We start from the raw sequence: 14,694 nt of genomic DNA on the forward strand, positions 1-14,694 counted from the left end.
TCTTGTCCGCACCATTACTCATGATAAAAAGCTTGAGCAATGGTGCGCATTTTTTGAGGTATTTCATTCAATGGAACGTTCCCGAATCCCAATACCACCGAACGCCAGTCACGATCATTGTCTTTCGCGTATTCGTAAAAACTAAACGGACGCACGACAATATTTTCTCGCTCAGCCCTTCTACTCCAATCGTGCTCTGAAATCCCGCCATACCATTTCACGGTTACGTGTAAGCCCGCCGCTTGGCTTATCACTTCAAGGTCTTGTCCGAACTCACTCTCAATTGCCGTTAACATGGCCTCATACTTCTGTTTGTACGAGCGACGCATTTTCCTAATGTGCCTTAACAGGTCACCTTCATTAATAAAGTCTGCCAAAGCTTCTTGAGTATGTGTGGGTGAATCGCCGGTAATGGCGTCCTTCACTTCCAAACAACGGGGGACCAACTGTTTAGGCACCACCATATAACCGATTCTTAAGCCATTAAACATCACCTTACTGAGCGAACCGACATAGATCACGCGCTCGTCTTGCTCTAGCTTCCCCGCTAGCCCTTGCATGCTGGTGTATGGACGATGCGCAAACTGAAATTCACTATCGTAGTCATCTTCAATAATCCAAGCTTGATTCTGTTTTGCCCAATCGATGATCTTCAGCCTCTGCTCTGTTGTGAGTGTGGTACCCATCGGATATTGATTACTCGGCGTAACATAAAGAGCCTGAGCTTGGCTCGCTAAAACCTTATCTAAACACAGCCCTTGTTTCTCACGCACAGGAACAGGCTGCATCTTGAGTTGTAAAAGATCGATGATCTTGTGAACCTGACGATAGCCGGGCTCTTCCATCAAGACTTCATCTCCCGTTTTAAGCGTCGCCATTAAAGCCATTGAAAGCGCCTGCTGCGCACCAACAGTGATGATGATTCGACTGGGATCACAATGCACAGCACGGCTGCTCGCCAAGTAATGGCTCAATGCCTCGCGAAGCGCTATGGAGCCTTGAACCTGCTGGTTACCTGCTAAGCTTAAACGCGTCACATGCCGTTGTAGTAGGCGCTGCCATTTAGCGAATGGAAAGGCGCGCAGATCGGGCACTCCAGGGGCGAAGCCCTGATTGACATCAAAAGGAGTGATTCCGATCGATTCACTGAGTTCCCTACCCTTCAAGCCCTCAGTTTTAACCGGAGGCTCTGGCGCAGCTAAATAATGTTCAGGCTGCTCGATTGAAACAAAATAGCCTGCACCTTTACGACTCTCAATGTAGCCCTCACTCATTAACTGTTCATAAGCAAAAATCACAGTATTACGGCTGACATCAAGCTCTATGGCTAGCTTTCGAGTAGAAGGCAGTTTATTCCCTTTACTCCAAAACCCACGCACGATCTTTTCCCGAATAGCGTGAAATAAGGCACTCTGCCGCGTTGCTTTGCTGAGATCTAATGACAGATCTCCAATATCAATTGGCTGCATAACTGGATCTAAACACTCTTCAAAACTGGCTCTATTTATATAACCAGTTAACCGTTAGTTTGAATAAAAAGCAATCAAGGAGATGTCATTATGCTATCGAGAACCAACAGAACAAGAATCAAAAAAGGAACACACAAAGCGGAGTTTGATCAACAAAAGCTATACAACATTATTGATGAGAGTCTTATTGCTCATATTGCTTTGGAAGGAGAACAGGGCCCCGTGGTCATCCCGATGTTGGCGTGGCGCGTTGATAACCATGTTTACATTCATGGCGCTAAAAACAGCCGTCTGCTCAAAGGATTAAAAAAGGGGGTTCAGACTTGCCTGACCTTTACCCTATTTGATGGCTGGGTGTTGGCTCGTTCCGCTTTTCACCACAGTGCGCATTACCGTTCGGCCATTGTATTTGGAGCCTTTGAAATCATTGAGGATGCCGAGGAGAAAGACCGACTCCTCAATCACTTTGTTGAACAGATCGCTCCCGGCAGAACGGAAGAAATTCGCTTAAGTAGCCCGAGAGAGTTAGCAGCAACGGAACTGCTGGCAATCCCGTTAACCGAAGCCTCGGTTAAAATTGGCAAGCACGGTGTCAATGACGATGAAGCAGACCTCGAGATTCCGGTTTGGGCAGGTGTACTACCGTATAGAACCGTCGTCGGCCCACTTGAAACCGTACCTGAACTGGAAGGTAAAATAGACCCACCGGATTATTCAGCCGCCTACGGTTCACGTTGGGTGGACGCGCCATAGGGCAATAATGACTGAGGCTTAAAAGTGGGCCTGAAAACGATCGCGATACTGCTTGGGAGTTAAACCTCTATGTTTTTTAAACATACGGTTAAAGCTAGCGGTATTGGTATAACCAAGACGTGTCGCGATCTCGTCAATCGGTGTGGAGTAACGTAATAGTTCAACTGCGACATTGCTCAGTGCGTAACCCGTAATAGTAGAAAATGTGACTCCTAACCGATGCAACCTGCGCTGGAATTGTTGCTCTGATAAGCCAAGCAAGGAAGAAACCTTTGAAAGGGTTGGTAATCCAAAATGTCGGCTGTAGTTAATCATCTCATACAGCACCTTATGCTCATCTCCAGCATCAGGCATATTCAAATAATTATCCAAGTCGTGGTAGTTCATCGCCAAATTTGCGCGACCAGAAGAGCGCACTTGGTTTACCGATAACCTCAGATTACTCGGTAGCCAAACTTCCGTTCTAGACTGCCCCCATTGTATTGGACAACCAAAATACGCTTGGTAAAGCTCAACATTTTTTCGATGACCAGCGATCGACACGGTAGATGGTTTGAAATCTTCACCAAGATACATCCGCAATATTTTAGTCATGAAGATAGCGACTCGAATCGAATCATGAACCTTACCTTGCGAACTGTAGGCGGGATTCTCATAGCACCATTTAATCAAAGGTCCCACTTCCGTACCGTATAGGTGAGCACCAGACTGTAAACAGTGAAGGCTTAGGTTTACGCGGCGAATAGTAGAAGCGAGATCATGCCCAGAGAAGAACCAGTTCGCCAAGGGGCCTAGCTTCTCAACATTAACCTTTTGGCCGATTTGTAAAATGATGTCTGGGTTCTGTGTTTGATGTTCTAAGTTTTGATACCACTCGTCCACTTCTCTTACAGGTATCAGATTCATCGGATTATCAAACACCGATCTTGGAATACCCAAATCCTCAATGTTAATTATGTTCTTAGCCGCGACTTGTTGATAAAGGCTAAAAATACCGAGAGCGCGCAAAAAATTAACGTTCTGCATAAAACCACTCATTCATTATGGAAACGAAACAATTTTAATATCACAAATAACAAATCACATCAAAAACCACCTCATTTAGAAATAATCTGTAATTTTGCAACTTTGTTATCTGACTTAGCTCACAATTGTGTTTCTTAGTTAATGTAGGGTTTGTCAATGAGTCTTCTTAGTGTCCCGTTTGTTGGAACTGGTGCCGATACAGCACTGCACGTTGTCGCTGGTATTGTTCTTGTCGCGACTATTGCGGCTGCAGGTTACGGTTTCTGGCGTGTTCATGAATTACCAATTAATAAAGCACACAGCAAAGAGCATCACCAGTTGGGGCTGATCACGGCACTCACTTGGATAGGATTTATCTGGCATTGGGTATGGGTATTGGCTGTAATTCTTGCGTTTGTCGATATGGAAAAAGCAATTATCAGCCTCAGGGATACTTGGCATGCACCTTCGCCAAAGAACCCAGCAACGCAAGACGATGATAACAAAGAGGAGAAGCCAGCATGTTAGAAGGTTTAGCAATTTGGGCGCTTTTCATTTATCTACTCAGACTCGTTGGTATGCCATGGAATAAAGGAACCAAAGCCTTCGCTTACCTTGGTGGTACGTCTTGGTTATTGTTCGTTTGGGTTGGATTAATCAACTATACGCCGATGGATCTGTCAGGGGGTTCTGTCGTCCAATCACCACATATTCAGTTGCGCCCTGATTCAACTGCCGTCTCTGGTAAAACAACTAAGGTGCATATCACACCGAACCAAGATGTAGAGCAAGGCCAGCTTATTTATGAAATTGATGACACCAAATACGTCATCGCACGTGACAAGGCAGAGATCCAACTTGAATCTGCACGAGTTGCATTAGAGACTGCGCGTCAAGAAGTCGATATCGCTAAGATTTCGTACCAGTCATCACTGGAAGACATCAATTCGACTGAAGCAAAAATAGAATCTGCGAAAACCGACCTTGTATTGCAAGATAAGACTCTTAAACGTTATTTGCGCCAAAACAGTGTGGTAGAGCATACAATTACCGAGTCAGACATCGATCAGCAAACAGCAACTGTTGATTTAGCGAAACACAACCTGACCACATTGAAGTCTGAGCTTAGTAAGAAAAAAGTAGATGCTGAAAATGCCAAACTAAATATCCAAAAAGCCGAAACCAATGTCACTAAAAAGCAGACTGACGTAGATACCGCCGTCTCTACGTTGGCGCAAGCTGAGTGGAACCTAAAAAGTACTAAAGTTACCGCACCAACGGATGGCTTTGTTACCAACTTCATTCTTCGTGAAGGTCAGCGAGTTTCTATGATGCCTCGTATTCAGATGTACACCGAAGAGAAGTACGTATTGATGCGTGTGAACCACCAAGCGATTCGTAACATTAAAGTGGGTCAGCCAGCTGAATTCGCAACAGCGGTGTATCCCGGCAAGATCTTCTCCGCAACGGTAGAAGGAATTGTTGAGGCCACAGGTGAAGCTCAAGCCACACTGCTGGGGATAGATGAATCAGTGCGAGCAACGACAGGCAAGAACTTACAGAATAAACATCACTTCGTTCGATTGAAGATTGAAGAGACCGAGGGTTATGACATTCCCGTTGGTTCAGTAGGTCTTGCATGGGTCAGTGGTGAGAAACCCATTAGTTTCATGGCATTCCTAGATGTGATTCGCGGCATCATTATCCGAATGAAGTCTCAGCTGTACTTCTTCTATTCGATATAAGCCCAAAAATCGAAACAACCAAAGACGAAAGGTCAGCATTTAGCTGGCCTTTTTTATTACTCAACACATTGCATTTATGTGTCAGTTGCAAATTGGCAATGCAAAATGCAAAAACAACGGTTAAATACGCATCAAAGTGATATAAAACAGGCGAAAACAGGGCTAAAAAAGTTGGCACACTACCTGCAATAGTATAACTGACCCTTCTTAAGCCGAGGGTCACCTAGCCAACTGACGTTGTTAGTGAACCTACATTGTTCACACTATATATAAGCCAACTGCCTCTTTGCGGTTGGCTATTTTTTTATCTAAATTTCCGCAACACTTTACAGACAAGCATTCATTTCAATAACAGCCACTTTTCACAACCAAACCCTACCTAGTGAAACACAACTCCTATTGGTAAACGTTTCCCTGATAAAAAACCAAAAAATATTAAACTTCTAACTAATTGTTAATATTATATATTGATAGATTTTTCTGACTTTTAGACAACTTAATGACAAAAATAACATTGACTACGTGATTTATATCACCATAATGCGCACGTTTGCCTGAAATACGGCGTGCGGAATTAATTTATTTTATCAATTGCGGAGGTAAAAAATGGCTGCGGATAACAACTACAGTCTAGGGCCGGTTCCAACATCGGCTAGGAAAGGAGTCGCTTCATTAACAATGGTAATGTTAGGTTTGACTTTCTTCTCCGCAAGTATGTGGACCGGTGGTTCACTCGGTACTGGCCTTTCCTTCAATGATTTCTTCCTCGCCGTTCTCATCGGTAACCTAATTCTCGGCATTTACACTTCTTTTCTTGGCTACATCGGCTCTTCTACTGGCCTCTCTACTCACCTTCTCGCTCGATTCTCTTTTGGTACTAAAGGCTCTTGGCTTCCTTCTGCTCTACTTGGCGGCACGCAAGTGGGCTGGTTTGGTGTTGGCGTAGCGATGTTTGCCATTCCAGTACAAAAAGCGACTGGTATTGATACCAATACTCTAATTATTGTTTCTGGCTTGTTGATGACAGCTACAGTGTACTTCGGGATTAAAGCGCTAATGGTGTTATCCGCGATTGCTGTGCCTGCAATTGCCATTTTGGGTGGCTACTCAGTGATGACTGCGGTAGATAGCGTTGGTGGCTTGGAACAGCTTCAGCTTATCAAACCGGAAACCCCAATGGATTTCTCAATGGCGCTAGCAATGGTTGTTGGCTCTTTCGTGAGCGCGGGTACTCTGACTGCTGACTTCGTCCGCTTTGGCAAAAAACCAGCAAGCGCAGTGCTAGTTACTATGGTGGCGTTCTTCATTGGTAACTCACTGATGTTTATCTTTGGCGCTGCGGGCGCTGCAGCTACTGGCCAGTCAGACATCTCTGATGTGATGATCGCTCAAGGTCTGCTGCTTCCTGCTATCATCGTATTAGGTCTGAACATTTGGACAACCAACGAAAACGCACTGTACGCATCGGGGCTTGGTTTCTCAAACATCACAGGTCGCTCAAGTACACTGATGTCTATTATTAACGGTATCGTAGGTACGATTTTCGCGCTGTGGCTTTACAATAACTTTGTAGGTTGGCTAACGTTCCTATCACTGGCGATTCCACCAATTGGTGGCGTTATCATCGCTGATTTCTTTGCTAACCGTAAACGCTATAAAGATTTTGCAAAAGCAGAGTTCCAAACCGTGAATTGGGCTGGCATTATCGCAGTTGCCATTGGTGTGGCTGCAGGTCACTTCCTACCAGGTGTTGTACCTATCAACGCGGTATTGGGCGGTGCGATCAGCTACCTAGTGCTCAACCCTCTTATGAATAAAAACGCTCTGAAATCTCAGACGGCTTAAGGAAACACTATGACAACCTTATTGATCAAGAACGCGAAGCTTCAAGACCAAGATGGCTTGAAACAAATTCTGATTGAAAATGGTCAATTCAGTCGCATTCTAGACAATGATGATCAGCTTGATCATCAAGGTGACACTCTCGACGCTCAAGGTGGCATCGCGGTGACTCCTTTCTGTGAGCCACACATTCACCTAGATACGACACAAACAGCAGGTGAACCAAACTGGAACATCTCAGGTACACTTTTCGAGGGTATCGAACGCTGGGCTGAGCGCAAAGAGTTACTGTCAATCGAAGACGTGAAAACGCGAGCAAAACAGACACTGAAATGGCAGATTGCCAATGGTGTTCAACATGTTCGAACGCACGTTGACGTTTCGGACCCAACACTTATCGCACTTAAAGCGATGATTGAAGTTCGTGAAGAGATGAAGGAGTGGGTGGACATCCAGATCGTCGCGTTCCCACAGGAAGGCATTCTTTCTTACCCGAACGGAAAAGAGCTGCTTGAAGAAGCGGTTCAGCTGGGTGCAGATGTGATTGGTGCAATTCCTCACTTTGAATTCACTCGTGAATACGGTGTTGAGTCTCTTCATTACGTATTTGAGCTTGCTCGTAAGTACGACCGCTTAATTGATGTTCATTGTGATGAAATTGACGATGAGCAGTCTCGTTTCGTTGAAACCTTAGCGGCCCTTGCACACAAGTTTGAAATGGGCGACAAGGTGACGGCAAGCCACACGACGGCTATGGGCTCATACAACGGTGCTTACGCATCTCGCCTATTCCGTCTACTTCGCATGTCTGGTATCAACTTTGTGGCAAACCCACTGGTGAACATTCACCTACAGGGCCGCTTCGATGACTACCCGAAACGCCGAGGTGTAACGCGAGTTAAAGAGATGCTCGCATCAAACATTAACGTTTGTTTTGGCCACGATGATGTTTTCGACCCTTGGTACCCGCTAGGCACAGCAAATATGCTGCAAGTACTGCACATGGGGTTGCACGTAACACAGGTGATGGGTTACGACCAAATCAACCAATCACTAGACCTTATCAGCAAGAACTCTGCCCGCACACTGAATATCCAAGATAATTTCGGTATTGAAGTGGGTAAACCAGGTAGCTTGCTGATCCTTCCTGCTGAGAATGGTTTTGATGCAGTACGTCGCCAAGTGCCCGTTCAGTACTCTGTACGCCATGGTAAAGTGATTGCAGAAACCCAACCTGCACAAACCAAAATTAACCTCGATAAATCAGAAGCGGTTAACTTTAAACGTTAGTATCGTCTACACTAATAGGAAAGGAAGCGAGTTAGCTTCCTTTTTGTTTGTCGACTAGAGTGAAAACGTAACTGCTGCAAACTCAGCAAGCCCTTATTTTTTCTGCCCTAAGCGGCAAAAAAGTCGCCAAATTCGTAATGAATGTGTGTACAAAGATACAGACTGTGTTAACATGCTCTTGCTCTGTTAGCCGGAGTTATTTAAGTTAGAACCAAAGTAAAATTGACAAGTAAAATCGTTACCCGTTTTTGTAAGTAGTTTTTCCTTATTTCTTAGCAATATTAAATAATTCAATTATCAGCGCATTGCATTAATGCAATCAACAATTTAGTAATTTTTTGAATAAGGGACAAATTATGTCTAACACAAATACTGGTACTGTAAAATGGTTTAACGAAGAGAAAGGTTTCGGCTTCATTTCTCAAGATAACGGCGGTGCTGACGTATTCGTTCACTTCCGTGCTATCGTTTCTGAAGGCTTCAAAACTCTGAAAGAAGGCCAAAAGGTTTCTTTCGAAGTTGAAAACGGTCAAAAAGGCCTACAAGCAGCAAACGTTGTTGCTCAATAATAGCTTTTAGCTAAAAAGATTTTAAAGCGCTGGTTTTTATACCGGCGCTTTTTTATATCTGCTCGTCACACATTACCGATTCCTCCCTCTCCCTACTTTGCATTCACCAAACCAATGCTTCTCAAACCACTTTTGGTGATATGTTACCCAATAAATACTTTGCAACACAAAAACCCTAGCAAAATCGGGTAATTTATATAACCCGCATCCACTAATCGTATAATTTTTAAAGCAAATAGAGCGAAAATCCGCTAGTCTTGAGCTTACGTTAGATTTAGCTGGTTTATATATCTACAAGTAAAATAATGAAGAAAGACGAATTTCAGAAATCCACCGCAAATTTAAAGAAAGCGGTGCCACTTATGATGAAAAATAGAGTATCCACAACGCCTGCAAACTACGCCTTGTGGTACACCTATGTAGACAACGCCATCCCACAACTCAACAAAGACATGGATGGCGTACTAGAACATTATGGTATCTGCCCTCCCGCTCTCGGCGAGCAACTTTACAACGACTATGTCGCAAGTAAATCCGAAACCACCATCAATGATTTGCGTGCCAATCTAGAGCTGTTGGTTTCTGAAGTATCGAGCTCGATGAATGATACTCTGACCGATACTTCGGCATTCTCTGAAATGATCGATAAGAGTTTTGCAGATTTATCTCAAGTCGATAACAACAGTATGTCGATTGATGAAGTGATGTCTCTTGTTCATCAGTTAGTTTCTGAATCAAAAAACATTCGTCACTCAACCCAATTTCTTAACTCTCAACTGAATGCCGCGACTTCTGAGATCAGTAAGCTGAAAAGTCAGCTAGTTGAGGTTCAAAAAGATGCACTCTTTGATAGTCTAACGACCCTTTATAATCGCCGCTCTTTTAATAAAGACCTTCAGATGTTGTGCGAATCCGATCAAGCGTTGTGTTTGGTATTGCTAGATATCGATCACTTCAAAACCTTTAATGACACCTATGGCCACTTATTTGGTGACACTGTTTTAAAGGGTATCGCACGCAAACTGAAAGTAACCTGCCGTGATGGCATCTCTGCTTACCGTTTCGGTGGCGAAGAGTTTGCTTTAATCATCCCAAACAAGTCACTGCGTATCGCACGCCAAATCGCCGACACCTGTCGTCGCTCATTAGAAAAGCTCTCGATTAAAGATCGTCGCAGTGGCGAGCAAGTAGGTAATATCACCGCTTCGTTTGGTGTTGCAGAGCTGAAGTTAAACGAGACTGCCGATTCATTAATTGAGCGCGCTGATAAGCTTTTATACGAAGCGAAGTCTCTAGGGCGAAATAGAGTTATGCCGCTATAAGTCAAATCATGCAGCTTTAATCTAGATACTGTCCTTCAAATACCTATGGACTCGAACTGTCGACATAGGGCGACGCAGTAATAAGCAAAGCAATGGTAGCTTGTATCAATAATCAACAAAGCCCCGTCAATATAGACGGGGCTTTGTTTTTATCAGTTATAAACTAGCCGTTTCGCGTTGTCAGTGTTACTCAACCACTTAAATGTTGTAGCAGTAGTTTAGGCAGTAATCTTCGCCACTTTTTGAGCGAAACTCTTTGTCTTCACTGCATGCTTTAGGTTTACCCTTCTCATCGCCTTGAACTAAGCTGATCCAATGGCGCAGAGCCGCTGTCTCACGATGTTCAGATTGCGTTGCCTCCATAGGTGACTGACCGAATGTCGTACACGTTTCTAGCTGAATATCGTCAATGTCTACCAGTTCAATACGCCCTGTTCCCTTATGACAACCAAACATGACTTCAAGGTGACTACCGCTACCATCGCGGAACAAAATTGAATCTGGGTCGCATTTTTCACCCATATATGCCACGAACTGCTTAGGGTGCTTAAGTCCACTGTGTTGACCATCTTTGAAATATGCCATGATGTGGCGGTAATCGATTACATAGCTGGTTACGTCCTGATGCGAGCCATTCTCTAATGGGAACAGACGATCAAGTAGCTGTTTTGCTTTAATCTGTTTTTCCGTTTGCTGGTTAGCACTGATCGTCTCCACGGCAAAGACAGCTTCAGCGATAAATGGCTTAGATTGTTTTTGGATTTCTGTTTTATCGAATGTCAGCATATTCATAGTCTTTCCCTCTTGACCAGTCCGATGAAAAATCATCGATTTTCATAGCAAATGTGTGTCCTAGAGCAATTATTCCAAACAAACGTTTAATTTCTTCGTCATTTTGTGAATTGCTTAGTTTGTAGACTAGCGCTTTTTTATCTACAATTTCACAACAAAAATTTTACAATGTGAATTTTACAAATATGGCCTTGTCAAAAAGTTTAGTTCGTCAGTCTCATTTCCTAGGTACGAAGATACGTAACCTACGGAAACGCAACCATTTAACTATGGAAGATCTCTCTGCGCGTTGCATTAGAGTGAACCCGGAGTACGCCCCCTCTGTCTCCTACCTCTCCATGATTGAGCGAGGAAAGCGCGTCCCGAGTATCGACATGCTTGAAGTGATCGCTGAAGTTTTCCAGAAAAACCCGACTTGGTTTTTGGACGATGAGCCAGAGCAACAAGCGATCACGCCAGACAAGGGCAATCGAGGTGGGATAAGCGGAATGGCTTTGGAGCCGAGTTTCTTATTCTCCAATGACATTCTTCAGATTGCCATTCCAGAAATGCTCTCTCAAACGGGCATTTCTGGACGGCAATTTGCACATCTACTCATTCGAGCACATCAAGAAAGCAACCAAAACCACTTTCCAGATTTAGAACGCGCAGCTGAAGAGGTGGGGCTAAAACGTCTTAATTTGAGCGTTGAAGACCTTATCGATATTGCACGTGGGTTAGGAATACAGATCCGATGGGTTACACGCACACCACAAGATGTCGTCGATGAGCTTGGCATCAATGCGAAACAGTTGGTGACATCCTTCTTTGAGCCACCAGGTACTATTTATCTCAATGAGATCCTTAAAGAGTACCCAACTCGCCTTAAGTACGACCTTGCTGTTTACATTGGTCATTGCATCTTGCACAGCAAAGAAGGTTTGAAAAGCGTATTGTCGGTTGGTAATAACAACACATGGGATGACGCTCAAAGCAAAACCTCTTCTCAACTGAATTCGCAAGACATCCTACAAGCATGGCGAGACTTTGAATCAAGTTTCTTTGCTGGTGCTTTACTCTGCCCGAAAGTACCGTTCAGGCAACTACTGGATAGAACGGGTTATGAAATCGACGTACACAAAAGAGCGGGGGTTTCCCCCTCTGTTGCAATGCGAAGAATGACGGTAGTATCGCCCTACCCTCACTGGCACTACTTCGATGCTTACGGCCCAGGAAAACTCAAGGCAGTCTATCGAGGTAACGGGATACCACTTCCGTGGGGCAACATGCGAACAGTAGCCGACCCATGTCAGCACTGGGCAGTGTTCCGGAGATTATCAGAGCCTAGAGACGGTAGCTCAGCACAGATTTCTATCCTAAATGTAGGTGATGAGCCAAGGATCTACTGTTGTGAATCCATCAACATGACTGATCCAGCGGGCAACAATCGTGTGCTGTGTGCGGGGATCGACCTCAACCCTGCGATTGATGCTCAAGGTGGTGATTCGCGAGAGATAGCAGAGCAACTAAAAGCGTCATGCGTTAATAATGGCGGTTCAGTAGCGATTCCACGCAATATTAAGAAAGATCTTACGACCATCGCTAAGATTCTAAATATCAATTGGATTGAACGGGGGATAGAAACAGAAGCTCGACTCATCTGTTCCCGAGGCGGAGAGTGTCCACGTCAGCCAAGCTGTTATTCAAAGTGTGGAGAGCGTTAAGCGTGAAGAAGGTTAAGTGTGGAAAGGGCTAATAGCGTCATTGGCAAAGTGGCTAATCAGAAACGCTAGGCAAAAAAAAACCAACCACAATAAACGTGATTGGCTATATATTTTGTGTGAACAATAAAGGTTCACTAACAACGTCAGTTGGCTAGGTGACCCTCGGCTTAAGAAGGGTCACCTATACTAATGCAGTATGCGTGCCAACTTTTAAAACCCCATTTTACTACGCATCAGCACACTTATTAGTCGTTTATGGCTTAGTAATTTGCAATTTGAAATTGCATTTTGCAATCAATATTAATAACGCTAGTGATTATGTTGTTATTACGATGAATTAATGAATGTTCTGTAAACGGCTTTCAAGCACGAGCAATCCTCTGTATACATAACTAATACGTAATATATTGAAAATAAACACCTATTATCTTAAGTCCAAAGAAATGTCTTAGGGCAAAAAAAAACGCAAACATGATGAAATCAGTTTGCGTTTTTTTTGTTAACAACAGATGTGATCGAGTCCGTTACTTATTGTTGGTACCTGCTCTAGATTTGTTGCGATTACCCGTGTTCGATTTACCTGCTGTTCCTTTTGGACCATAGCTTGAGCCGTAACCAGACTTACCTTGAGTCGCTTGGTTGGCTTTACCACCACGTTTCGCTGTAGACGGCTTCTTCCCAGCTGTCGCTGGCTTTGAGCTTGAACCTGTGGCACTCGTAGGCTTTTTACCTTTACCGCGCTTAAAGTTACTCCCATTATTCTTAACAGTGGCGTCATCACCACCTTGAGCTTTATGAGCAGTCGCTGGTTGGCGCTTGGGTGCAGGGCCGGTGCCCGGAGCGTGGCGCTTATTCTTGCCCACAGGCTTATGACCACGAGCGTTGTCCGCTGAACGCTGGCCGTCCGAATGTTCAGTCTTTGGCTTTTTAGGTTTTTTCGGTTTCTTTGGCTTAATCGGACGAGTATCCAGCTTGGATTCTGGCAATTTATTAACTGGGCTAAAGCCCTCTAGCTCACGACGCTCTAAAACTTGTTGGATAAGGCGTTCGATACCGAAAAGCTCAGAGGCCTCATCAGCACATACTAAAGAGATAGCCTTACCTACTTCGCCCGCACGTCCAGTACGACCAATACGGTGTACATAGTCTTCAGAGACATGAGGAAGGTCGAAGTTAACAACTTGAGGAAGCTGAGGGATATCAATACCACGCGCAGCAATATCCGTTGCAACCAAGACTCTTACCTGACCCGTTTTAAAGTTTTCTAAAGCTTTTGTTCGCGCACCTTGGCTCTTATTACCGTGGATTGGTGCGGCAGTAATGCCTTGGTCGCCAAGAAAACGAGCGAGCTTGTTTGCACCGTGTTTGGTTTTGCTAAACACTAGAACTTGCTGCCAATCATTATCTTTAATGAGTTTTGCCAGCATTGGTGCTTTCTTTTTCTTGTCTGCCGGGTAAATGCTCTGCTCTACCGTTTTCGCCGTGGAGTTTGCTGGGTTTACTGAGATCTCAACAGGGTTATTCACCAACCCTTTTGCTAGGCTGCGAATCTCATCCGAGAAAGTCGCCGAGAAGAGCAGGTTTTGACGCTTTTTAGGCAGGAAAGCTAAGATCTTGCGAATATCACGAATGAAACCCATATCTAACATGCGATCCGCTTCATCGAGTACCAAGATTTCTAGCTGGTCGAAACGGACTGCATTTTGATTATATAGATCAAGCAAGCGCCCAGGTGTGGCAACCAAAACATCACTACCTTTGCGAAGCTTCTGCATTTGAGGATTAATCTTCACGCCACCGAATACAACCGATGAATTAAGAGGCAAGTTAATCCCATATTTCACAACACTTCCATTCACTTGCGCAGCCAGTTCGCGAGTCGGTGTTAACACCAAAGCACGAACCTGATTCGCTCGAACACGTGGGCCTTTAGAAAGCAGTTCCAAAATAGGTAATGTGAAGCCGGCGGTTTTACCTGTACCAGTTTGAGCGGCTGCCATTACATCCTTTCCTTTTAAAACCGCTGGAATCGCTTTTTCTTGGATAGGTGATGGCTTGTCATAGCCTTGTGCTTCAATCGCTTGCAGAATAGGAGCAGAGAGGCCTAGGGAGGTAAAACTCATAGAATAATGTCTCAGTTAACGAAAAGGTAAGCTCAGTGCGAAGTTCGCCTGGGCTGAGTAACGCTAAATCGTGATCAACTT

At 44.3% G+C, this 14,694-nt stretch carries 12 protein-coding genes; 8 read left to right on the top strand and 4 right to left on the bottom strand.

The window, feature by feature from the left end; all coding sequences use genetic code 11:
- Positions 1–14: 14 nt before the first annotated feature.
- Entirely contained in the window at positions 15–1,469 is a 1,455-nt protein-coding gene (locus L1D60_RS06905) for a PLP-dependent aminotransferase family protein (RefSeq protein ID WP_239840351.1), read from the bottom strand.
- Between the two features lie 90 nt (positions 1,470–1,559).
- Here L1D60_RS06905 and L1D60_RS06910 point away from each other — a divergent pair, with 90 nt between their 5' ends.
- Positions 1,560–2,222 (top strand): pyridoxamine 5'-phosphate oxidase family protein, encoded by a 663-nt coding sequence (locus L1D60_RS06910; protein ID WP_239840352.1) that lies wholly within the window; start codon positions 1,560–1,562, stop codon positions 2,220–2,222.
- Between the two features lie 18 nt (positions 2,223–2,240).
- Here L1D60_RS06910 and L1D60_RS06915 read toward each other — a convergent pair whose 3' ends face one another.
- Positions 2,241–3,248, bottom strand: coding sequence for an AraC family transcriptional regulator (locus tag L1D60_RS06915; protein ID WP_239840353.1), 1,008 nt, complete (start codon positions 3,246–3,248; stop codon positions 2,241–2,243).
- Positions 3,249–3,404: 156 nt separating this feature from the next.
- Between L1D60_RS06915 and L1D60_RS06920 the strand changes: the two genes are divergently transcribed.
- From L1D60_RS06920 to L1D60_RS06945, 6 genes are all read left to right on the top strand, one after another.
- Positions 3,405–3,755: an MFS transporter gene (locus tag L1D60_RS06920; protein ID WP_239840354.1), complete on the top strand. Its 351-nt coding sequence runs from the start codon at positions 3,405–3,407 to the stop codon at positions 3,753–3,755.
- Positions 3,749–4,972, top strand: coding sequence for a biotin/lipoyl-binding protein (locus L1D60_RS06925; protein WP_239840355.1), 1,224 nt, complete (start codon positions 3,749–3,751; stop codon positions 4,970–4,972). Before L1D60_RS06920 ends, L1D60_RS06925 begins: the two co-directional genes overlap by 7 nt.
- Before the next feature lie 606 nt (positions 4,973–5,578).
- Positions 5,579–6,817, top strand: coding sequence for a cytosine permease (gene codB, locus L1D60_RS06930; protein WP_239840356.1), 1,239 nt, complete (start codon positions 5,579–5,581; stop codon positions 6,815–6,817).
- 9 nt (positions 6,818–6,826) lie between these two features.
- On the top strand, positions 6,827–8,104 hold the full coding sequence (locus L1D60_RS06935; protein ID WP_239840357.1) for a cytosine deaminase: 1,278 nt from the start codon (positions 6,827–6,829) through the stop codon (positions 8,102–8,104).
- A gap of 356 nt (positions 8,105–8,460) precedes the next feature.
- On the top strand, positions 8,461–8,673 hold the full coding sequence (locus L1D60_RS06940) for a cold-shock protein (protein WP_004740083.1): 213 nt from the start codon (positions 8,461–8,463) through the stop codon (positions 8,671–8,673).
- Positions 8,674–8,978: 305 nt separating this feature from the next.
- The gene (locus tag L1D60_RS06945) at positions 8,979–9,995 is read left to right on the top strand and encodes a GGDEF domain-containing protein (protein ID WP_239840358.1); all 1,017 of its coding nucleotides are present in this window, start codon (positions 8,979–8,981) and stop codon (positions 9,993–9,995) included.
- Positions 9,996–10,193: 198 nt separating this feature from the next.
- Here L1D60_RS06945 and L1D60_RS06950 read toward each other — a convergent pair whose 3' ends face one another.
- Positions 10,194–10,787 (bottom strand): hypothetical protein, encoded by a 594-nt coding sequence (locus L1D60_RS06950; protein ID WP_239840359.1) that lies wholly within the window; start codon positions 10,785–10,787, stop codon positions 10,194–10,196.
- 170 nt (positions 10,788–10,957) lie between these two features.
- Between L1D60_RS06950 and L1D60_RS06955 the strand changes: the two genes are divergently transcribed.
- Positions 10,958–12,490, top strand: a complete 1,533-nt coding sequence (locus L1D60_RS06955) for a DUF3612 domain-containing protein (protein ID WP_345772858.1) — start codon at positions 10,958–10,960, stop codon at positions 12,488–12,490.
- 524 nt (positions 12,491–13,014) lie between these two features.
- On the opposite strand, the gene L1D60_RS06960 is transcribed toward L1D60_RS06955, so the two are convergent.
- Positions 13,015–14,613: a DEAD/DEAH box helicase gene (locus L1D60_RS06960; RefSeq protein ID WP_239840360.1), complete on the bottom strand. Its 1,599-nt coding sequence runs from the start codon at positions 14,611–14,613 to the stop codon at positions 13,015–13,017.
- Between the last annotated feature and the right edge of the window lie 81 nt (positions 14,614–14,694).

Origin of the sequence: Vibrio sp. Isolate30, assembly GCF_022397975.1 — a bacterium.
Taxonomy (GTDB): Bacteria; Pseudomonadota; Gammaproteobacteria; order Enterobacterales; family Vibrionaceae; genus Vibrio; species Vibrio fortis.